The organism is Aeromonas sp. QDB11 (assembly GCF_027705265.1).
Classification (GTDB): Bacteria; Pseudomonadota; Gammaproteobacteria; order Enterobacterales; family Aeromonadaceae; genus Aeromonas; species Aeromonas allosaccharophila.
On sequence record NZ_JAPDBM010000024.1, the window covers coordinates 39,929 to 62,355 of the forward strand.

The following is a 22,427-nucleotide window of genomic DNA, read 5'->3' on the forward strand; positions in this document are numbered from 1 at the left end:
CTTGTGGAAGTTACACTGACCCCATTCCAGGAAGCACAGTTAAATGAATGACATGAAAAGCAAATTAAAAGGAATGACCCTGCTCTCCCTGCTTAGTCTCGGCGGGTGTGTCAATATGGAAAAAGCGCCTCAGGTTCCAGCTCTGACGCTGGCCGAGCTTCGTAGCGAGCTGAGCCAGAGCGAGCAGCGCCTGCAAACATCCATGGAACAGCAACAGAAGCAGTATGTGCAGCAACAGCACCTGCTGGTTCAGCTCAACACAGATGTCACCAATATGAAAGAGTCCGTCAAGCAAGTAGACCACAAGCTCGCCACCCTCCCGTCCGAGCCGCCCAAGCCGATGGCCATCCCCACCGAGAAGTGCCCGGCCCCCAATCAGGGTCACACCATCGATGGCAAGCTGATGGTCGGTGAAGCAGAGTGGATCTGGGTTGATGCCGCCAACGACGCCTTCCAGGCACGGGTCGATACCGGTGCGACCACCTCCTCCATCAGTGCGCAGGAGATCACCATTTTCGAGCGCAACGGCAAAAACTGGGTGCGCTTCTTCCTGAGCCATCAGGATGTGGACGACAAGATCCAGATCGAAGCGCCGCTGGTACGTCACGTGCGGGTGCGTCAGGCCTCTGCCGACGATCTTGACCGCCGTCCGGTGGTGCGTCTGGCCGTGCGCATTGGCGACATGACCGAGAAAGCCGAATTTACCCTGAAAGACCGTAGCGACATGACCTTCCCTGTGCTGCTGGGTCGCGAATTTTTGAAAGACATCGCCGTGGTTGATGTGGCCCGCGAATATATCCAACCCAAACCCAAGCTCAAGGATGTGAAATAATCCATGGTTTCCCGTAAGCCGTTCTATTTGCTGGTAGCCCTGCTGTACATTGTCGGCCTGGGGATGACGATCTATCACCATATCGCGTTGGATGTGCCGCTGACGCCCGGTGAAAAGCGCCAGATCTGGTCCATCGAAGCCAAGCTGGAGTTCGAGGCGACCGGTGATCCGGTGATCGCCTCCCTGGCCATTCCGGGCACCCAGCCCGGTTTCACCCTGATGAACGAGAACGCCGCCAGCCCCGGCTACGGTCTCTCCTTTGTCGAGAAAGATGGCGATGCCCGCGCCGAGTGGTCCATCCGCACCGCCTCTGGCCGTCAGGAGCTCTACTACCGCGTCGACATGATGGCGGATGCCCATGCCAAACCGGCGGCCAATCCGCAGCCGCCCGCCATCGAGAAGCAGATCGAGAGTGAGCCTTATGCCACCGCGATGAAGCAGATCCTCGAGCGGGCGCAGGAGCGCTCTGCCGATGGCTACACCCTGACTCGCGAGATCATCAAGGAGATCGAGAAGCAGGAGCAGAACGCCGAGCTGCTGAAAAAGCACAAGAGCCGCGCCAACCTGATCGCCGAGCTGCTCAACAATGCTGACGTGCCGACCCGCGTGGTACATGCCCTGAATCTGGAAGATGGCCGCCGTCGTCAGGAGCTGGTGGATTACCTGCAGGTGTTCAACAGCCCGACCGACTACAAGTTGTTCAACCCGCAAACCGGTGAGCAGGGCCGTCCGGCCAACCTGCTGCTGTGGGAATACAACTCCGGCGCCCTGCTGGACGTGACCGGTGGTCATAACTCCCGAGTCAGCTTCTCGATGATCGAGCAGGAGCAGCCAGTCAGCGTGGCGCTGGCGCAGAAGTTCGAGAAATCAGAGATGATGAACTTCTCCATCCACAGCCTGCCGCTGGAAGAGCAGACCCTGTTCAAGGGCTTGCTGCTGATCCCGATCGGCGTGCTGATGGTGGTGTTCCTGCGGGTGCTGGTGGGGATCAAGACCTCCGGTACCTTCATGCCGGTGCTGATCGCGGTCGCCTTTATCCAGACCTCGCTGGTCACCGGTCTGATCGGCTTCCTGCTGATCGTCGGTACCGGTCTTGTTATCCGTTCCTATCTGTCGCGGCTTAACCTGCTGCTGGTCGCCCGAATATCGGCCATCATCATCATGGTTATCTCGATGATCGGTATCTTCTCCGCGTTCGCCTTCAAGCTGGGGCTGACCGACGGGATGAAGATCACCTTCTTCCCGATGATCATCCTCTCCTGGACCATCGAACGGATGTCCATCCTGTGGGAAGAAGAGGGCCCGAAAGAGGTGTTCCGCCAGGGTGGTGGCTCTCTGCTGGTTGCCGTCATCGCCTATCTGGCCATGGATAACGAGCTGATCCGTCACCTCACCTTCAACTTCCTCGGCCTGCAGCTGGTGCTGATGGCGACCGTACTGTTGATGGGTAACTACACCGGCTACAAGCTGAGCGAACTGAAGCGCTTCAAGCCGCTGGTGGACGAGATGAAATCTGGCGTCACCCCGGGTAAGGACAAGTAACCGATGTGGTTCTGGGAAAAATACACCACCCCGTGGAGCCTGTCCCAATCAGGCATCCTCGGCATGAACAAGCGCAACCACTCCTACATCAGCCGCTACAATCCGCGCAGCCTCTACCCGCTGGTGGATGACAAGCTGCAGACCAAGCGGATTGCGCTGGATGCAGGGGTCACCGTGCCGGAGCTTATCGGCACCATCCGTGCCCAGCACGATGTGGGTCGCATCACCGAGCTGGTCAAAGATTGGCCGGGCTTCTGCATCAAGCCGGCCCGTGGCTCGGGCGGCAAGGGGATCCTGGTGATCCTGCGTCAGGAAAATGGCCTCTTCTACAAGCCCAATGGCAGCGCCTCTACCGGTCAGGATCTGGAACGCCATGTCTCCAACATTCTGGCGGGGCTCTATTCGCTGGGCGGCAAGCCAGACGTGGCGCTGGTCGAAGGCCTCATCAACTTTGATGATGTGTTCGACGGTTACTCCTTCGAAGGGGTACCCGATGCCCGGGTCATCATCTTCAAGGGGTTCCCGGTGATGGCGATGATGCGCCTCTCCACCGCCGCCTCGGACGGCAAGGCGAACCTGCACCAGGGCGCCGTGGGGGTGGGTCTGTGCCTGCGTACCGGTCGTGCCCTGCGGGCGGTGCAGTTTGGCAATCCGCTGCGTCACCACCCGGATACCGGCCTCGATCTCTATGAGCTCAAGGTGCCCCACTGGGATACCCTGCTCACCCTGGCTGCCTCCTGCTACGAGATGTCGGGTCTGGGCTATATCGGAACAGACATGGTGCTGGACAAGTTCCGCGGCCCCATGCTGCTGGAGCTCAACGCCCGCCCGGGTCTGGCCATTCAAATCGCCAACGGTCGCGGCCTGGTGCCCAATCTCAAGACCATCGAGAAGCTGGGCCAGGTGAAGATGAACGTGGAGCAGCGGGTCAATTTCGCCAAGGATCACTTCGGGATCTTTGAGGAGTAACGCCTCTGCTTGTGAACTGAGCGCGCCTATGGCGCGCTTTTTTTTTATGGCTCATGTTTGTCTGTCGGCCCATCCCGTTCCCAACCATAGGGTCAGCATCTCATCCCGAAACGGCGAGTGCGCCAGCGAACAGCAGCTTGGAATAGCGTGGAGCGAAGGAGCGAAGGAGCGAAGGAGCGAAGGAGCGAAGGAGCGAAGGAGCGAAGGAGCGAAGGAGCGAAGGAGCGAAGGAGCGAAGGAGCGAAGGAGCGAAGGAGCGAAGGAGCGAAGGAGCGAAGGAGCGAAGGAGCGAAGGAGCGAAGGAGCGAGAAGAGTGTGACCGCTATGTCAGGGGATAGGTAAATCGCAGGTATAAAAAAACCGGCGCCAAGGCGCCGGTTCTTCACGCAGAGTGCGACCCGATTACAGGGAGTCAGCATTCTCGGACAGGTACTTGGCAACGCCATCCGGAGAGGCTTGCATACCTTTTTTGCCTTTTTCCCACTGAGCCGGGCACACTTCGCCGTGCTCTTCGTGGAATTGCAGGGCATCGACCATGCGCAGCATCTCATCGATGTTGCGGCCCAGCGGCAGATCGTTGACAACCTGATGACGAACGACACCGTTCTTGTCGATCAGGAAGGAGCCACGGAACGCCACACCAGCTTCCGGATGTTCAACGTCATAGGCTTTGCAGATTTCGTGTTTCACGTCGGCGATCAGCGGGTACTTGACCTGACCGATACCGCCATCTTCCACTTTGGTATTGCGCCATGCGTTGTGGGAGAACTGGGAATCGATGGAAACACCGATCACTTCCACGCCACGCTTCTGGAACTCTTCATAACGGTGATCGAAGGCAATCAGCTCGGACGGGCAGACGAAGGTGAAATCGAGCGGATAGAAGAAGACAACGGCAGCTTTGCCTTTGATGTGGGATGACAGGTTGAATGAATCAACGATCTCGCCATTACCCAGAACAGCAGCGGCGGTAAAATCGGGTGCGGGACGGCCTACCAATACCATATTCAATTCCTCTTTATGTGAAGTGAACAATCCGGTGAGGATTGGGCTACCTAGAGCCAAGTCCATCTAATTCAAGCGACAAACTATAGACCCGGTGGTAGATTAGTTAAATCAAATTAAATAGATAGCATTAATCGGGTTTTTCTATGCAACGTTGGCCCAGCCTCAAACAGCTGCAATATCTGGTCGCTCTCGATGAGCACAAGAACTTCAACCGCGCCGCCAAGGCCTGTCATGTCAGCCAGTCGACCCTGAGTACCGGGATCCAGACGCTGGAGGACATGATGAACCTGCAACTGGTGGAGCGGGACCACAAGAGCTTCATTATGACCCCGGTCGGCATGGAAATCGTCGAGCGCGCTCGCAATTTGCTCTCCGATGCGCGGGATCTGATGGAGCTCGGACAACATCAGGGTGGCGTGATGCAGGGGACTGTGCGTCTGGGCTGCATTCCCACCATCGCCCCCTTCCTGCTCAGCAAGCTGCTCAAAGAGTGCAGCAAAACCTATCCTGACCTCGAATTGTTGCTGCGTGAAGACACTACCAGCAATCTGCTCAAGCAGCTGGAACAGGGTCAGCTCGATCTGCTGATCCTCGCCCTGCCCATCGAGATCGGTGGATTTCACTGCAAGACGGTCGGTCAGGATCCGTTCCATATGGTGATGCCCGCCAGCATGGCAGCCGGTCTGCATACCCCGTTCGACTACAAGGAGCTGCCCAACCAGAGCATCTTCCTGCTGGAGCGGGAGCACTGCCTCACCGAACACGCAGTGAGCGCCTGCCGCCTGCGGGACAAGAGCAAGATCAACCCGTTCGCCGCCACCAGCCTGCACACCCTGGTACAGATGGTGGAAGCGGGTCTCGGGACCACCTTCCTGCCGCAGATGGCCATCGATGCCGGCATTCTCGCCAACTCCGATCTGGTGGCCATCCCGCTGCCGGGAGAGACCCCCTATCGCGAGATAGGGCTGGTCTGGCGCCCCAGTACCACCCGGGTGCAGACCTTCTACAAGCTGGCCGAGCTGCTGACCCCGCTGGTCAGCCACTGCGAGTGACAGCAAACGCCAGCCCCCGGGCTGGCGTTTTTCAATCCCCCACCACATTTTTCCCTCCAGAGACTAGGTATGAAGCCAGATCCCTGTTTATGATGGAAAAGTTGTCGCGCCAGCGCCTGTAGCCAAAACGCTGTGGCAGAAACTGGCGCGCGATGAATGTCTCGTTTGGTAGATCCGTCCGTGGAGAGAGCCCCGATGTATCGCACGCTGCTGCTATCCCTGCTGACTCTGTTGCTGGCCGCCTGCTCCAGCACGCCGGAGCCGCCTCCGGCCCTCCGGCAGAGCAGTGCCTTTGATGGCTTCTACCAGCAGTGGCGAGGTGTCCCTTACCGGATGGGTGGCGCCAGCCGCGCCGGGCTCGACTGCTCCGCTTTTACCCAGCTCGCCTACAGTCAGGTGCTGGGCTTCAACCTGCCAAGAACCACCGAATCCCAGGCCAGCATTGGCAAACCGGTGGATCGCTACCGGCTGCAACACGGGGATCTGGTCTTCTTCAAGACCGGCTGGCAGCAGTACCATGTGGGGGTCTACACCGGTGCCGGCGAGTTTATTCACGCCTCCACCAGCAAGGGAGTGATCCGCTCGCGCCTCGACAACGTCTACTGGAACAGCCGCTACTGGCAGGCACGTCGGGTGACCCAGTAACGGCTCATACCCCTGCTCGTGGCACAAGTTGCGCGCCGACACCCTCCGTCAATCCCTGTCGTTATATCGAGGCACTCAGCCCACGCTTATAACTCAATTGGCCCCAAAGCCTGCATATCACACCATTTTGTGATAAGGTGGTGGCCAATTTTTAACACTTTCGCTGATTTCTCATACGCTCTCTGTCCTGATTGACAACAAGCGAGGCGATAACAAGCAGCGCGCGGCGAAGGTGGAGTGTGGTGCAACACTGCCGGACAGGTGGCCCACAGCAGCAGTATCAAGGGTTAAATAGATAAGGAGATCTGCAATGAAACAGTATCAAAGCTGGCTGGGGCAATACCTGATGAGTCGCCGTGACGGTGACCACGCCATGGCATGCGAGATGGCGAGTTCCATCTGCGAGTTCTGGCAGCAACAGGGTGATGAAAACGAACTGGACAAGTGGCAGCAGATTTACCAGAACCATCTGGAAAAGACCACCTGATCCCAACCGTTGCCTTGCTGCCAGCCTTCCGGTGTTGGCAGCAAGGCAACTCGCAACCAACCACCATCAGCCAACCTCTCTCCCCCAATATTCCCGCCATGTTAAACCGCTACCTTCGTTCACCCGCGCTTTACCGTCTTCATTTTGCGCTTGCGCACCGGCCTCTGTTCATTCCATCTCGGCAGCCATCCCCTGTGCCCAGTCGATAAAGGCCTGGATCTTGGGGCACTCGCGGTTGGGCAGGGTCGCCATGTAATAACGCTGCTCGCACTTGACCTCCAGCCCGGCAAAAGGGGCCACCAGCTCGTTGCGCGCCAGCCGCTTGCTCACCAGATTCTTGCGCCCCATGGCGATACCTGCGTGATTCATGGCGGCGATAATGGCGAGATCCGAGCGATCAAAGCCCATGCTCAGCTGACATGCCTCGAGGCTAACCCCCGTCTGGCGAGCCCAGCAGCTCCACTCGTCGGTGTCCGAGTCAAATCCCCATGCCTGCCGATCATGGAGCAGACGACACAGGGACAAGTTGGCGGGATTGCCGACAAGCCCGTGCTGCTCGGCATATTCCGGGCTGCAAACCGGCAGCATGAACTCATCCATCAGCGGGTGGATGGCGAGCCGATCCGGGCTCTTCTCATCGAAATAGAGGGTCAAATCGATGCCATAACCGTGCAGGTTGATGTTCTCGTTGCCGGTGATGATATTGAGCTCGATCTGCGGGTAGAGACGAGAGAAATCCGCCAGCCTGGGCACCAGCCAGCACTGGGCGATGGAGGGGCGCGAATAGATGGTCAGGGTGCCGGAGAGCTCCTGATTCTTGATCTCCAGGATCTCCTGATTGATGAACTCCAGCGAGGATTTGAGCGCCCAGAAGACTCGCTGCCCCTCCGCCGTCAGTACCACCTTGCGGTGGAAACGCTCAAAAAGCTTAAAACCCAGCTCCTCTTCAAGCGCGCTGATCCGGTGGCTCACGGCACTGGGGCTCAGCGACAGCTCATCGGCCGCCATGGCAAACGATCCGTAGCGGGCGGCCGCCTCGAAGGTGTGCAACTTGGCTAACTGGTAGCCGCTCAGCAGCTTGTTGCGCGATATGTAATTATCCCCGTTATACATTCATCCCCCTCTTCGCAATGGCCGCCGATGATACACCCGAAGACCCACCTTCAGGATGATCAGAGAAGAACCAAAAAATGTAGTTTCGAGAAAATGTGATGAATGTGGCGAATTAGCATCATCTCAATTCACCCAAGAGCCGAATTTCATCATTTGTCAGCGACCCGCCATTTTCATTCAATAGCGCATAAACAATCACACATAACAGATGTCGAGGCGCAGTATGAGTTCAGAATTGTGGGTCATCGCAACATTGCTAAGCAGCATCATTCTTATCGTGGTTACCATAGTGAAGGGCAAGGTACACCCTTTCCTCGCCCTGCTGCTGGCAAGCTTCTATGTCGGCACCATGATGGGGATGAACCCTCTCAAGATGGTCAGCGCCATGGAAGAGGGCATTGGTGGCACCCTGGGCTTTCTCGCTGCCGTCATCGGCCTTGGCACCATACTCGGCAAGATGATGGAGGTGTCAGGGGCGGCGGAGCGTATCGGTCTCGCCCTGCAGCAATGCCGCTGGCTCTCGCCCCAGGTCATCATGGTGCTGGTGGGTCTGGTGTGCGGCATCACCCTGTTCGTCGAAGTGGGGGTGGTACTGCTCATTCCGCTCGCCTTCTCCATCGCCCGTAAAACCAGAACCTCGCTGCTGACCCTGGCCATTCCGCTCTGCACCGCCCTGATGGCCGTGCACTGCATAGTGCCGCCTCACCCTGCCGCCCTCTATGTCACCAATCAGCTGGGTGCCGACATCGGTTCAGTCATCGTCTATGGTCTGGCGGTGGGACTGTTTGCCTCTCTGGTGGGCGGCCCGCTGTTCCTGAAACTGCTGGGCAAACGGGTACCGTTCAAGGAGGTGCCCGCCGCCTTTGCCGACATCAAGGCCCGCGATGAGGCAACTCTCCCGACCTTAAGCGCCTCACTCTTTACCGTGCTGCTACCCATCCTGCTGATGCTGGCCAAAACGGTGGCCGAGCTCAACATGGATCACGCAAGCCACCTCTATGTCGTGCTGGAGTTTATCGGCAACCCCATCACCGCCATGTTTATCGCCGCCTTCACCGCCTACTACGTGCTGGGGATCCGCCAGCAGATGAAGATGGAAGGGCTGCTCAACAAGACCGAGGAGTGCTTCTCCTCCATCGCCAACATTCTGCTCATCATCGGGGCGGGGGGCGCCTTCAACGGGGTGCTCAAGGCAAGCGGGCTGGGCGACTCTCTGGCCACCATCCTCTCCCAGCTGGACATGCACCCCATACTGCTGGCCTGGCTGGTGGCCATCGTGCTGCACGCCGCCGTGGGTTCGGCCACCGTGGCCATGATGGGCGCCACCGCTATCGTCTCCCCCATCATGGTGCACTACCCGGATATCAGCCCCGAGATCATGACGCTGGCCATCGGATCCGGCGCCATCGGCTGCACCATGGTGACCGACTCCCTGTTCTGGCTGGTCAAGCAGTATTGCGGCGCCACCCTGAACGAAACGCTCAAGTACTACACCACCGCCACCTTTGTTGCCTCCCTGATGGCGCTGGCCGGTACTTTCCTGCTCTCCTATATCGTGTAACAAGAAGACCGAGAACCCCATGAAAAACATCGACGTACAACAGCTCACACGCCAATTTCCGCTGGTGCAATCCCTGATCTCGCTCGAGCAGGTCACTTGGTTCAACCCCAACGCCACCACCCTGGCAGTCGGTCTGCCCTATGTCGGGCTCGATAGCCGCAATGTGGCGGATGCCTCAGCCCGCCTGGCACGCTTTGCCCCCTACATGTGCGAAGCCTTCCCGGAGACCCGCGCCAGCAACGGCATTCTGGAGTCAGAGATCGCCGCCATTCCGGCGATGCAACGCACCCTCAATGAACGCTACGGGGTCGAAGTGACCGGTAAGTTGCTGCTGAAAAAAGACAGTCACCTGCCCATCTCCGGCTCCATCAAGGCGCGCGGCGGTATCTACGAGGTACTGACCCATGCCGAGCAACTGGCCATCAAGGCCGGTCTGCTGCGGGAAGAAGATGACTACCGCAAACTGTTCAGCGACGAGTTTCGCCAATTCTTCAGCCAGTACAGCATTGCGGTGGGCTCCACCGGCAACCTCGGCATGTCCATCGGCATCATGAGTGCCAAACTCGGCTTCACCGTCACCGTCCACATGTCGGCCGATGCGCGAGAGTGGAAAAAGCGCAAGCTGCGCGAGCACGGGGTGATCGTGGTCGAATATGCCGAAGATTACGGGGTGGCGGTGGAACAGGGGCGCAAAGAGGCCGAACGCGACCCCAACTGTTTCTTTATCGATGACGAGAACTCCCGCACCCTGTTCCTCGGCTACTCGGTCGCGGGCGAGCGGGTGAAAAAGCAGTTCGACGAGATGGGCATCAAGGTGGATGCAGAGCACCCGCTGTTCGTCTATCTGCCCTGCGGTGTCGGCGGCGGCCCGGGCGGCGTGGCCTTTGGCCTCAAGCTCGCGTTCGGGGATAACGTTCACTGCTTCTTCGCAGAACCCACCCACTCCCCCTGCATGCTGTTGGGAGTCCATACCGGCCTGCACGATGCCATTGCGGTGCAGGATCTGGGCATCGACAACCTCACCGCCGCCGATGGTCTGGCGGTAGGACGCGCCTCCGGCTTCGTCGGCCGCGCCATGGAGCGGCTGCTCGATGGCTTCTACACCCTGAGCGATCAGGAGATGTATGACCTGCTGGGGCTGCTGGCGCGCGATGAGCAGATCAAACTCGAACCTTCCGCCCTGGTGGGTATGGCAGGCCCGTGGCGCGTGGCGGCCAACCCGGAGTGGCAGGCGGCGCTTGGTTTCGATGCGACCACCATGGCACAGGCCACCCATCTGGTATGGGCCACCGGTGGTGGCATGGTGCCCGCCGAGGAGATGGCAAAGTACCTGGCCAGCGCCAAGATCTAGGCTGTTTCGCCACATTTATCTGCAAACAAACCCGCCATCACGGCGGGTTTTCTGTTTTGGGAACAAGGGGATGCGGCCGATCCATTGCAATCCGTGGCGACAATTTCCCCAAGTTGCTCAGTTTGTGCTAAAATGGCGCTCGTTTTTTGACATCTCGCGTCACGTTCGCCGCCAGATTGCCCATCGGGCACTCTGCCCGGGTCGTGACTCTGCACCATCATGTCTGGTGATGTCACCCCTCATGGCGAGCCATCCGGTTCCCATCAGAGAGGACACCATCAAGGGCACATGAGATAAGGAGATCGGGTAATGAAACAATATCAAGGCTGGCTGGGTGATTATCTGATGAGTCGCCGTGACGGAGATCACGCGATGGCCTCGGAACTTGCCAACACCATCTGCGCCTTCTGGAAGGCACAGGGCGATGAAGCAGAAACCAGCAAATGGCAACAACGCTATCAGCAACACGTAGAGCAGGCGCAATAAGCCCCTTCGCTCTTCACCGATAAAAAAACCGGCGCTCATGGCGCCGGTTTTGCATTTCTGACCATCAACCGACATTACATCTGGTCGATCATGTCCTGAGCAAACTGGGAGCAGGAGCGCAGGGTGGCCCCTTCCATCAGCCGCTCGAAGTCATAGGTGACGGTCTTGTTGGCGATGGCCGCTTCCATCCCCTTGATGATGAGATCGGCCGCTTCGACCCAGCCCATGTGGCGCAGCATCATCTCGGCAGAGAGGATCAGTGAGCCCGGGTTGACCTTGTCCTGACCGGCATATTTCGGCGCAGTACCGTGGGTCGCTTCGAACAGGGCCACGCCGTCACCGATATTGGCGCCCGGCGCGATACCGATACCGCCAACCTGAGCGGCCAGCGCATCGGAGATGTAGTCGCCGTTGAGGTTCATACAGGCGATGACGTCATACTCGGCCGGACGCAGCAGGATCTGCTGCAGGAAGGCGTCAGCGATGACATCCTTGACCACGATGGTCTTGCCGGTTTTCGGGTTCTTGAAGGAGCACCAGGGGCCGCCGTCGATCAGCTGGGCACCGTACTCGTTCTGGGCCAGGGCATAACCCCAATCCTTGAAGGCACCTTCGGTGAACTTCATGATGTTGCCCTTGTGTACCAGGGTCACGGAGTCGCGATCGTTGTCGATGGCATACTCGATGGCGGCACGCACCAGACGCTCGGTACCGGCTTTGGACATCGGCTTGATGCCGATACCGCAAGACTCGGGGAAGCGAATTTTCTTCACGCCCATCTCGTTTTGCAGGAAGGCGATCACCTTGTTCGCTTCAGCGCTGTCGGCCTTCCACTCGATACCGGCATAGATGTCTTCGGCATTTTCGCGGAAGATCACCATGTCAGTCAGATCCGGACGCTTGACCGGGCTCGGGGTCCCTTCGTAGTAACGGACCGGGCGCAGGCAGATGTAGAGATCCAGCTCCTGACGCAGGGCCACGTTGAGGGAGCGAATACCGCCGCCGACCGGAGTAGTCAGCGGGCCCTTGATGGCCACGCAATATTCACGAATGAAATCCAGGGTTTCGGCCGGCAGCCAGGCCCCTTCGCCATAGACATGAGTCGACTTCTCGCCGGTGTAGATCTCCATCCAGGCGATCTTGCGCTCGCCCTTGTAGGCTTTCTCGACCGCAGCATTCACCACATTCAACATGGCCGGGGTTACGTCAACACCGATGCCATCCCCTTCGATAAACGGAATGATCGGATGGTTGGGAACCTGCAGCTTGCCGTTGGCATCGACTGTGATTTTCTGACCCTGGGTCGGGATTACTACTTTGCTTTCCATCGGCATCTCCTAACTTCCGTTTGTTATCAACTTGTTTGTTGCGCGCGGCCATCTTAGCCCATTCATTTTCATAATAAAACGACAAGCAAGCATGTCAGACCAAAGAGGTAGCCACCCACCAGTGCGCCGTTACAACGCCTCCCAGACCCCGCCCCGTTATCCCTCCAGCTCGCTGGCCGCCGCCTGCGGCTGGCTCAGGGAGCGGTACTGGGAAGGGGTCAACCCGGTCTTCTGTTTGAACACCCGACAGAAGTAGTTCACGTCGGTAAACCCGCAGCGATTGGCCACCTCTTCGAGGCGGAAGCGATACTTCTTGAGCATGAACTTGGCCCGCTCCAGCCGTACCCAGCTGATGTAATCCGCCAGCCGCATATGCCCCTGCTGGCGGAACAAGCGGGAGAGGTGGCTGGGGGAGAGATTGAAGCGGGCGGCGATGCATTCACGGCTGATGGGGCGGTGAAAGTTTTCCTGAATGTAGATACAGATACCGTGGAAGAGATCAGAGCCGCGCGGACGACCGCTCTCCGACTCCACCAGCAGTTGCCGCGAGTAACTAAGCAGCGCCTGCAGCAGGTGATTGTCCATCGGCGCCCTTACCTGCTCCTGCGCCAGGGTGTTGAGGGAGAGCAGGATATGATCGAGCGCCCGCCCCGCCCCAGCCTGAATACTGTGCTTTTGCACATCAAAAAAGCCGGTGTCCCCCTTGTGCTTGCTCACCAGACTGAACCCTATCTGGCGCTTGCCAAACAACAGGCTGAGCACGGAACAGTCGTTGTCCCAGTCCGGCTTGTTCCAGCCGTTGGGGGGAATGTACATCGCCTCCCGCTGCCCCATCTGTACCGACTGTACATCCCCCTCCGGGGACCAGATCTGGTTGAGATAGTGGCCACTGAATACCAGCTCGAGACGCGGAAAATTGACCTGATAACTGAAGCAGGGAGGCACCCCTTTGTCAGAGGCAAACAACACCTTCTCAAAGCCTTCCCCCTCACTTAGAAAGCCATCCAACAGCTGGGTAAAGATGATACTCATGAATGATCCTGATCAAGATGCAGAGAGCAACCGATTGCGGTGCGCTGCCCCTGCCATGCTATAGTCCGCGCCAGACTGAAATTCCCAAAAAAATCGTTCTGATACAAGGAGCCATCCATGAGCTACCCGCCGTTTTTTCTAATGTGCAACCCGATCCAGGATTATGTCTGGGGCAGTCGTGACTCCCTGACCAAGCTGTTTGGCATCGCCAATTCCGAGGGCAAACCACAAGCAGAACTGTGGATGGGCGCTCACCCCAATGGCTGCTCCGAAGTGACGCTGGCGGGCGAGAGCGTGAAGCTTTCCAGCCTGATTGAAGCCAACCCCGTCGCCATGCTGGGCGAAGCCACCCAGGCGCGCTTCGGCTCACTCCCCTTCCTGTTCAAGGTGCTCTGCGCCGAGCAAGCACTCTCCATTCAGGTGCACCCGAGCAAGGCCCAGGCCGAAGCTGGCTTTGCCAAAGAAGAGGCCGCAGGCATCGATATCAAGGCGAGCAACCGCAACTACAAGGACCCGAACCACAAGCCGGAGCTGGTCTTTGCCCTCACCCGCTATCAGGCGATGAACGGCTTTCGCGCCATCCCGGCCATCCTGGCCCTGTTCGATCGGATGGCGCTGCCTGCACTGACCGACCTGACCACGGCGCTGCGCCAGTCACAGGATGAGGCTGGCTTGCAGCACTTCTTCCACCAGCTGCTGATCCTCTGCGGTGCGCGCAAGGATGAGGCGCTGGCTGGCCTGTTGGCCTATGCCGCCGCCCATCAGGATGAAGAGACCTTCGCCACCATCAGCAATCTGGCCAACCAGTACCCGGGGGATGTGGGGCTCTTCTCGCCGCTGCTGCTCAACGTGGTGACGCTTGAGCCAGGTCAGGCGATGTTCCTCGATGCCCAGACCCCTCACGCCTACATTCACGGCACTGGCCTCGAGATCATGGCCAACTCCGACAACGTGCTGCGCGCAGGGCTCACCCCCAAATACATGGATGTGCCGGAGCTGCTGGCCTGCACCCGCTGCGTCGCCAAACCGGATGACCAGATCCTGCTTAGCCCGCGCATGGAAGGCGCAGTACAGCACTTCGACGTGCCGGTACCGGACTTCACCTTCAGCGTCTATGGTGCAGGGGAACATGCCCTGACCACCGGCAATGCCGAGATCCTGTTCGCTATCGATGGGCCCATCACCCTGATTGGCCAACATGATGAGCATCTGACACTGACCGTCGGGCAATCTGCTTTTGTGCCCGCCAGCACCGGCGATTATCGCGTGATGGCTGAAGGGCGTTTTGCCCGCGCCAGCAACCGCTGATCCTGGTGGGCCATAGGCTCACCACCGTCTGTTCAGAGGGCCCTTCAGGGCCCTTTTTTCCAGCTCATCTGACCACATGGATGCGGGTACGGCTCACAAAGTTGGTCATTTAACCCAACGCCGAAGAATAACACGTTGACTTATAATGATTAATATCATTTGGCCTCCGTGGTCACGCCACCCTGCGGTTATGCGAGCCAGCTCACACCCTTCCGCAACAGTCATAAAAATCCAGTTAATGCCATTTTTTTCCTCTGTCCCCGGATATTAATCAAAGAAATAATAGAAACCGTTAATTTACAGGCAGCAGGAATAAAGCTTCAGACTATTTATATATGCAAGGTGTAACGACAGTTCCGATATTAATTTAAGTCGTGGAAGGTCGATTATTTTCAAATCAGGCCATTGCTGCCTGTTATTTTCCTGCGCTTTTATTTTCCGCCTGTATGGCCAGATCGTTTTCATTATCCATTTTATCTGGCTGATATTTGCCCCTGTCACCCTGTATATCCAGTGATAGCCGGGGCAATGCATGCAGATGGCCCTCTCGTCCGGCAGATATTCATTGGCTGAACCGGCAACTGCATTATCGGTTTTTATACGTTCGATACCCTACATCCATTAACCTGTGGCGACAAATATGAAACTGAAACGTTCTCTACTTGCGTGTGCCGTACTGGCTGGTCTGGTTGGTATATCCGGTTGTCAAAATGACTCAGATACCGCTGGCGATAACAATAACGAGACCAGCGTCTCCCGTTACGTCAATCCGTTTATCGGCACAGGGAATCTGGGCAACACCTACCCCGGTGCCACCACCCCGCACGGCATGGTGCAGCTTTCGCCCAACAACGGCGCCAATGGCTGGGAATACATCTCCGGCTATTACTACCACGACAACCGCCTCGCCGGATTTTCTCACACCCACCTCTCGGGGGCCGGAGCCGGAGATCTCAACGATATTCTGGTGATGCCGATCAACTCCCGCTCCAATTTCATGCTGAACGAGGGGTCGGCCTCCCTCAATCTGGAGGCCTCCCGTTACAGCCACAAGGATGAAGAGGCGACGGCGGGCTACTACAAGGTCACTCTGAAGGATTACGGCATCAAGGCCGAGCTGACCGCCTCGGATCGGGTGGGTGTCCATCGCTACACATTCCCGCAGGATAAAAAATCACAAATCGTGGTCAACCTCGGCTTCAAGGTCAACTGGGACTACACCTCAGACTCCTATCTGAAATGGGACAAAACCCACAACCGGATCGAGGGCCATCGCTTCTCTGACGGCTGGGCCCCCAGCCAGAAAGAGTTCTTCGTGATGGAGTTCGACCAGCCCATCAAAAATATCCGCTTCGCCTACTTCGACAAAGAGCAGAACCGCTATCTGGATCTGCCGGAAGGCACCACCGAGATCGGCAACGAGACCCGTGGCAAATATCAGTACGCTCGCGCCTATGTGGAGTTTGATACCGCAGATAAGGGTCTGGCAGTGGAGGCCAAGGTGGCCCTCTCCAACGTCGAGATCGGCCGGGATGGCAACGCTGGCGCCTCCCTCAACATGACCGAAGTGGCCAACATGTCGTTTAACGATGTCCGTCAGGCCGCCACTAAAAAATGGGAAGAGGAGCTGGGCAAGATCCGGGTCAGCGGGGATGAGGAGTACAAGCAGACCTTCTATACCGCGCTCTACCACACCTATCTGGGCCAGACCATCCACTCCGATCTGGACGGGCGCTACCGCCAGGTGCATCAGGGGCGCAATGCCTATCCGGATGGCAACACGCCGTGGGGCGAGCAGATCGACACCCTCAAGGAGTCGGTACGCACCGCCGATGCCAACCGGGATGGCAAAGCGGACTTTACCCGTTACGACACCTTCTCCCTGTGGGACACCTACCGCGCAGTACAACCCCTCTCGTCACTGCTGGAGCCGGATCGCCTCGCCGATGTGGTGCTCTCCATGCTCTCTTACGCCGAAGAGGAGTGGATGGACGATCAGGGCAACCTGCGCAAGGGCAGATTGCCGGAGTGGACCTTCAAGGGTAACGAGACCGGCATGATGATGGGGATGCACTCCACCCCGGTGATCCACGATGTGCTCTCCAAAGGCTCGCTGGACAGACGGATGATCGCCCTGGGCTTCAGCGATGCGGAGCGTCAGGAGATCAAGGAGCGACTGGTGACCGCCATGATCACCGATGCCCGCGCATCCACCAGCCAGGGGGTCGCCTGGATCAAGGAGTACGAACAGCAGGGCTATGTGCCAGCCCAGTTGCACGACACGCCGCCGACCAATGACTGGGAATCACACTCCCCCTTCAAGGATGCCTGGACCTCCTCCTACTCGCTGGAGTACTCCATGGATGACTGGGCGATCGCCCAATCGATCAAGGCGGTGTTTGGCGAAAGTGACCCCCGCTATCAGGAGTTTGCCGATCGCTCCAAGAACTGGCAGGCGCAGTTTGACTTTGGTGGCAAGCAGTACAAGGGGTGGTTCAAGGCCCGCGACTACGATGGCAAGTTCATCGATGCCGGTTGGGTCGACCCGAAAACCGGGCGGGCAGTGGGCAAGGATTGGCGCCCGGACATGTTTAACTGGTCATTCGCCGAGTCCAACGGCTGGCAATACGCCTTCAGCGTGCAGCATGACATCCACGGTCTGGTCGATCTGATGACCCGTTTCGATCAGACCCAGAATCCTCAGGCCAAACGAGGCAAACTGTTTGCCAAGCGGCTGGACGAGTACTGGACCACCTACCCGGATCGCAACGCCGGCGACAACCAGTTCCCGGTGTTCAACACCGGTAACGTGGGTCAGCATGTGCAGGGCAACGAACCGGATATCCATGTTCCCTACCTTTACAACTACGTAGGGCAACCCTGGAAGGGACAGGCGGCCATCGCGGCAGCCACCAACGTCTGCTACAAGAACACCCCGGACGGCATCTGTGGCAACGATGACTTTGGCACCCTCTCTGCTTGGTTCGTGTTCCGGGCGCTGGGCTTCTTCCCGGTCAATGCCTCCTCCGGCATCTACGAGATTGGCACCCCCATGTTCGACACCGCCTCGCTCGATGTAGGGGCTGGCAAGCAGTTCACCGTCACGGCCCAGAACGTCAGCCGCGACAACATCTACATCCAGTCTGCTCGCCTCAATGGCAGCGAGTTCAATCGCAGCTACCTCACCCATGAGGAGATCCTGAGTGGCGGCAAGCTTGAATTCGTGATGGGCGATAGCCCCAACCAGAACTGGGCCAGCCAGCCGGAAGATCTGCCGCCCGCGCAAGGTATCGGCACCTTCCTGCACGAAGGCGACCTGCCTGCCGGTTCCCGTTAATCACCTTCGGGGGAGGGTTCCCTCCCCCCTCATCACTCAATAAATGGAATGCCCATGTTCAAGCGCAACTTCATCTCCCTTGCCGTTATTGTCGGCCTGACTGGCGGTATCGCCGGCTGTACTGACGAGGAAGAGTCAACCTCGATCGAGATCCCCGTTACCCCGATTGTCGACCTGTCAGTGCTCAACTATGTCAATCCCATGATAGGTACCGCCGCCTCCGGCCACACCTTCCCCGGTGCTACCCGCCCTGCCGGCATGGTGCAGCTCTCGCCGGATACCTTTATTGGCTCCAACACCGATCATGAGAGCGGGCTCAACCCCTGGCACTCAGCCTCCGGCTACTGGGACTCCTCCAATTACCTCACGGGCGAGATCGTCGCGACCGATGTCCCGCTCTACGGCTTCTCCCATACCCATCTCTCCGGCACCGGCGCCACCGATCTGGGCGACATTCTGGTACTGCCCTACGCCGAGATGGCCGACGCCCAGATAAACGCCTTTGACAAAACCAACGAGCAAGCCAGCGCCGGTTATTACAAAACCAGGCTGAACAAAGGGGGGATTGAGGTTGAGCTGACCACCACCAAACGGGTCGGTTTGCACAAGTACACCTTTGCCAAGGGGGCGGATCGCAATGTGAAATTCGATCTGGGCCACACCCTGCTGAACAACAACGGCCAGTCGCTCAAAAACAAAATCGAAGTGGTGGATGAGTACACCCTTCGCGGCCGCAAAACCTCCACTGGCTGGTTCCAGGGCCAGAACCATCAGGGCCAGAACATCTTCTTCTACGCCAAATTCAGCCAGCCAGTGGCCAAGGCCATGCTGGGCGAGCAGGACAAGATGCCGACCCGGGAGATGCGCCCCAACAGCGTCTATCAAGGGGATGACCTGACCGCCTACCTCAATTTTGGCCAGGGTGGCCAACCGATCGAGATCCGGGTCGGCATCTCGGCGGTGAGCTGGCAAGGAGCACAGAAGAATCTGGAGGCCGAAACCCCCACCTTTGATTTTGCCAAGGTGAAAGCCGAGGCCGAATATGCCTGGGCCGACAAGCTGACCAGGATCCGCGCGGAGGGAGGCACTCAGACCGAGAAGACCAACTTCTACACCGCCCTCTACCACATGATGATCGCCCCCATCGAGCTCTACGATGTGGATGGCAAGTATCTTGATATGCAGGGCACCCTGCGCACCCTGCAACCTGGTGATACCCCCAACTACTCCATCTACTCGACCTGGGATACCTTCCGCGCCGTTCACCCCATGTGGACCATCATGGACCCGCCACAGGCGACCCTGTATGCCAAGGACCTGATCCGCAAATCCAACGTGGAGTTTGGCCTGCTGCCCAAGTGGGAAGGCCACGGCTCGGAAACCGGCACCATGATCGGCTACCCCTCGGCGGCCATCCTCGCCGATGCGGTGACCAAGGGGCTGATCGATGCCGAGGAGGCGCTGCAAGCCTCGGTCAAATCGGCTCACTACCGGCCTGCCGATTACCCGCAAATCCATGACGACATTCTGAGCTCGCTGATGGCCGGTCAGCTTAGCTATCACGAAAAAGAGCAGTGCGTCCGTTATCCCAACTGGAACTCGGTCTCCTACTCGCTGGAGTTCTCTTTCTACGACTGGACCATCGCCGAGATGGCGAAAGCCGCGGGCGACATGACCACCTATCAGGAGTTCAAGGCGCGCTCCTACAACTCGCTCAAGCATTGGGATCCCCAGGCTGGCAATGCCGATGGCAAGGGCTTCTTCGTGCCGACCGAGCTGAAAAATGGCGACCCGTGCGCCCTGAAATACGCGGCGGCCGATTTCGATCCCTACAAGTCGGATGCCTTCTACTACACCGAGGGCAACGCCTGGCAGTGGCAGTGGTCATTCATGCAGGATCTCGACAAGCTGACCGAGATCATGGGCGGCCAGCAGGGGCTGAACGACAAGCTCAACAACCTGTTCAACGCCGACCCCAACGGGGGCGAGGCACATCAGGACATGACGGGGTACATCGGGCAGTACATCCACGGTAACGAGCCCTCCCACCACGTCATCTATCTCTACAACCGCACCGCCCAGCCCTGGAAAGCGCAGGAGTACCTCGACCGGGTCTACAAGGAGTTCTACAAAACCACCCCGGATGGTCTGATCGGCAATGAAGACGTCGGGCAGATGTCGGCCTGGTATCTGATGAGTGCCATGGGCTTCTATCAGATAGCTCCGGGTGATCCGACCTACACCATCGGTCGTCCCATCTTTGACAAGGTCACCATCAACCTGCCCAACGGTCAGTTCAAGGTGGTGGCGCAGAATAATGGTCCGGACAACCTCTATGTCAAAGAGGTCACCATCAATGGCAAGCCACTCAACCAGTACAACACCTTCGCCCACAGCGAGATCCGTCCCGGTGGTGAACTGCGCTTTGTGATGACCAACCAGCAACCGACCCCGTAACTCTACAAGCGGCAAGCCACCCGGCTTGCCGCGTTTTCATATCCGGAATTGAGGAACAACGATGTTCAAACCCCACAAGCTGGCCATCATGGTGACCGCCCTGCTTGGCCTCTATGGCTGCAACACAAACGATGAGACCACTGACAACGGCCGCCCCGACAATGCCCTGCAGGTGCTTCAATATGTCGATCCGCTGATCGGCACCGATGGGCCGGGCAATGTCAATCCGGCCCCCGTCATGCCGGAGGGGATGATCCAGCCGGGCCCGGATAGCTGGAACCAAGTCAACTGGAATGGCAAGGGCTCCCCATCCGACTATCACCACCATCTGGCCAAGCTTTCCGGCTTCAGCAGCACCCATATCTCGGGGGCAGGCAAGGGCGATCTCAATGACTTCGCCTTCTTGCCCTTCACCGGCAGCAATACCGACCCGGTCACCATCAACAGGCCGAGCGAGCTGTCGGAGGTGGGCTATTACAAGGCCGATCTGGTAGAGACCGGCATCAAGGCCGAACTGACGGCTACCCAGCGGGTCGCCTTCCACCGTTACAGCTATCCGGCAGGTGAAGATCGCAAAGTCCAGCTCGATCTGCAGCACGAGTTGCTGGAGCAATACGGCAACCACTCCCGCAATATTTACTTCAAGCGGGTGAGCGACAACGCCATTGCCGGAGCCAGAACCAGCAACGAGTGGGGGCAGTGGCAAACAGTCTTTTTCTACGCCGAGTTTTCCGAACCCTTCGTGGAGCAGACCCTCTATGTCGATGGCAAACTGAGCAACGACACCGAGGTGGGTCTGGCCGATTACATCGGGTATGGCGAAACCAGACCCCGAGTGCGGGATGTAGTGACCCGGCTTAACTTTGCCAAAGGGGATCTGCCCATCACCATGAAGATGGCGATCTCGGGCACCGGCATTGAGGGGGCCATGGCCAACCTGCGCGCCGATGAACATGGCTATCGCTTCGATCAGGTGGTGCAGGAGAACAAACTGGCATGGGCAAAAGTGCTCAATAAATTCACCCTGGAGGGTGGCAGCGATGCCGACAAGACGATGTTTTATACCTCGCTCTATCGCACCTACATCGCCCCCTTCGTCTATCAGGATGTGGATGGTCAATATCGCGGAATGGATGGCAAGGTGCATCAGGCCAAGCCGGGCTTTACCAACTATTCGGTCTACTCCATGTGGGACACCTTCCGCGCCGCCCACCCATTGAAGACCATCATCGAAAAAGAGCGCGCCATCGACTATGTGCACGATCTGCTCAACAAATATAAAACCGGCGGCATCATGCCGAAGTGGGAGCTGCACTCCGACTATACCGGCGAGATGGTCGGCTACCCGGCGGTCTCCATCATCGCCGACGTCATCGTCAAATACCCGGATGCATTCACACAGGAAGAGATAAAGCTGGCGCTGCAGGCGGCCAACGTCTCCGCCAACTTTGACCTCGCGCTGACCAACACCTGGGTGCCTTATCAGGATCCCTGGAATGGTGACAAGCGCTTCACCGTGATGACTCGTCACGGCCAGTATGCCGAGCAGCACGGCTATGTCCCCGCCAACGTCAAACTCAAGCCCGAAGAGGGCGGCATGGCGCAGGACAAATACGATGAGCTGGTCAACGAGTCCGTCTCGTACGGCGTCGAGAATGCCTACTACGACTGGTGTATCGCCCAGCTGGCCCGCCTGGCGGGCGACAAGTCTGCCGAGAACCGCTATCTGACCCGGGCCACCACCTGGCGCGCCTATTTTGACTACAACCCAACGGAATATGGCAAATATGGTTCGACCGGCTTTATGCGCCCCAAAAATTACGATGGCAGCTGGGTCAACAAGGCGTTGTTTCCCAAATCAACCATCAAGCCACAACTTCCCCAGCCCCAGGTGACAGCTACACTCGGGGCTTTCTGAC

At 58.2% G+C, this 22,427-nt stretch carries 17 protein-coding genes; 13 read left to right on the plus strand and 4 right to left on the minus strand.

Annotated elements, in window-relative coordinates:
* Positions 1 to 43: 43 nt before the first annotated feature.
* From OKC40_RS10255 to OKC40_RS10265, 3 genes are read left to right on the plus strand one after another with little or no spacing between them, the layout of a single operon-like run.
* Positions 44 to 832: an ATP-dependent zinc protease family protein gene (locus tag OKC40_RS10255; protein ID WP_040067873.1), complete on the plus strand. Its 789-nt coding sequence runs from the start codon at positions 44 to 46 to the stop codon at positions 830 to 832.
* A gap of 3 nt (positions 833 to 835) precedes the next feature.
* Positions 836 to 2,374: an inactive transglutaminase family protein gene (locus OKC40_RS10260; RefSeq protein ID WP_040067874.1), complete on the plus strand. Its 1,539-nt coding sequence runs from the start codon at positions 836 to 838 to the stop codon at positions 2,372 to 2,374.
* A gap of 3 nt (positions 2,375 to 2,377) precedes the next feature.
* Complete coding sequence (locus tag OKC40_RS10265) at positions 2,378 to 3,343, plus strand: alpha-L-glutamate ligase-like protein (protein ID WP_040067876.1); 966 nt, start codon at positions 2,378 to 2,380, stop codon at positions 3,341 to 3,343.
* Between the two features lie 402 nt (positions 3,344 to 3,745).
* On the opposite strand, the gene OKC40_RS10270 is transcribed toward OKC40_RS10265, so the two are convergent.
* Entirely contained in the window at positions 3,746 to 4,348 is a 603-nt protein-coding gene (locus OKC40_RS10270; protein WP_005337701.1) for a peroxiredoxin C, read from the minus strand.
* A gap of 146 nt (positions 4,349 to 4,494) precedes the next feature.
* On the opposite strand from OKC40_RS10270, the gene OKC40_RS10275 reads away from it, so the two are divergent.
* The 3 genes from OKC40_RS10275 to OKC40_RS10285 all read left to right on the plus strand — a co-directional run bounded on the left by OKC40_RS10275 (position 4,495) and on the right by OKC40_RS10285 (position 6,535).
* Entirely contained in the window at positions 4,495 to 5,403 is a 909-nt protein-coding gene (locus OKC40_RS10275) for a hydrogen peroxide-inducible genes activator (protein WP_042057802.1), read from the plus strand.
* Positions 5,404 to 5,598: 195 nt separating this feature from the next.
* A complete protein-coding gene (locus OKC40_RS10280; protein WP_234604188.1) occupies positions 5,599 to 6,048 on the plus strand; it encodes an NlpC/P60 family protein in 450 nt (149 codons plus the stop codon).
* 310 nt (positions 6,049 to 6,358) lie between these two features.
* Positions 6,359 to 6,535, plus strand: coding sequence for a hypothetical protein (locus tag OKC40_RS10285; RefSeq protein WP_005337704.1), 177 nt, complete (start codon positions 6,359 to 6,361; stop codon positions 6,533 to 6,535).
* A 168-nt stretch (positions 6,536 to 6,703) separates the two neighbouring features.
* On the opposite strand, the gene dsdC is transcribed toward OKC40_RS10285, so the two are convergent.
* Positions 6,704 to 7,648 carry a DNA-binding transcriptional regulator DsdC gene (dsdC, locus tag OKC40_RS10290; RefSeq protein ID WP_042656035.1) on the minus strand — a complete coding sequence of 315 codons (945 nt, stop codon included), beginning with the start codon at positions 7,646 to 7,648 and terminating at the stop codon, positions 6,704 to 6,706.
* A 223-nt stretch (positions 7,649 to 7,871) separates the two neighbouring features.
* Here dsdC and dsdX point away from each other — a divergent pair, with 223 nt between their 5' ends.
* The 3 genes from dsdX (at position 7,872) to OKC40_RS10305 (ending at position 11,046) form a co-directional block, all read left to right on the plus strand.
* Positions 7,872 to 9,209 (plus strand): D-serine transporter DsdX, encoded by a 1,338-nt coding sequence (gene dsdX, locus OKC40_RS10295; RefSeq protein ID WP_270795062.1) that lies wholly within the window; start codon positions 7,872 to 7,874, stop codon positions 9,207 to 9,209.
* A gap of 19 nt (positions 9,210 to 9,228) precedes the next feature.
* Positions 9,229 to 10,560: a D-serine ammonia-lyase gene (locus OKC40_RS10300; RefSeq protein ID WP_270795064.1), complete on the plus strand. Its 1,332-nt coding sequence runs from the start codon at positions 9,229 to 9,231 to the stop codon at positions 10,558 to 10,560.
* Positions 10,561 to 10,869: 309 nt separating this feature from the next.
* Positions 10,870 to 11,046: a hypothetical protein gene (locus OKC40_RS10305; RefSeq protein WP_111805851.1), complete on the plus strand. Its 177-nt coding sequence runs from the start codon at positions 10,870 to 10,872 to the stop codon at positions 11,044 to 11,046.
* A gap of 74 nt (positions 11,047 to 11,120) precedes the next feature.
* On the opposite strand, the gene icd is transcribed toward OKC40_RS10305, so the two are convergent.
* Together icd and OKC40_RS10315 are read right to left on the minus strand one after the other, a co-directional pair.
* On the minus strand, positions 11,121 to 12,374 hold the full coding sequence (gene icd / locus OKC40_RS10310; protein ID WP_033135246.1) for an NADP-dependent isocitrate dehydrogenase: 1,254 nt from the start codon (positions 12,372 to 12,374) through the stop codon (positions 11,121 to 11,123).
* Positions 12,375 to 12,530: 156 nt separating this feature from the next.
* On the minus strand, positions 12,531 to 13,406 hold the full coding sequence (locus OKC40_RS10315) for an AraC family transcriptional regulator (RefSeq protein ID WP_033135247.1): 876 nt from the start codon (positions 13,404 to 13,406) through the stop codon (positions 12,531 to 12,533).
* Positions 13,407 to 13,523: 117 nt separating this feature from the next.
* Here OKC40_RS10315 and manA point away from each other — a divergent pair, with 117 nt between their 5' ends.
* From manA to OKC40_RS10335, 4 genes are all read left to right on the plus strand, one after another.
* Positions 13,524 to 14,714, plus strand: coding sequence for a mannose-6-phosphate isomerase, class I (gene manA, locus OKC40_RS10320; protein ID WP_270795068.1), 1,191 nt, complete (start codon positions 13,524 to 13,526; stop codon positions 14,712 to 14,714).
* Positions 14,715 to 15,354: 640 nt separating this feature from the next.
* Positions 15,355 to 18,051 (plus strand): GH92 family glycosyl hydrolase, encoded by a 2,697-nt coding sequence (locus OKC40_RS10325; protein WP_270795070.1) that lies wholly within the window; start codon positions 15,355 to 15,357, stop codon positions 18,049 to 18,051.
* 54 nt (positions 18,052 to 18,105) lie between these two features.
* Positions 18,106 to 20,508, plus strand: coding sequence for a GH92 family glycosyl hydrolase (locus OKC40_RS10330; RefSeq protein WP_270795071.1), 2,403 nt, complete (start codon positions 18,106 to 18,108; stop codon positions 20,506 to 20,508).
* Positions 20,509 to 20,569: 61 nt separating this feature from the next.
* Positions 20,570 to 22,426 (plus strand): GH92 family glycosyl hydrolase, encoded by a 1,857-nt coding sequence (locus OKC40_RS10335; RefSeq protein WP_270795073.1) that lies wholly within the window; start codon positions 20,570 to 20,572, stop codon positions 22,424 to 22,426.
* Position 22,427: the final 1 nt, after the last annotated feature.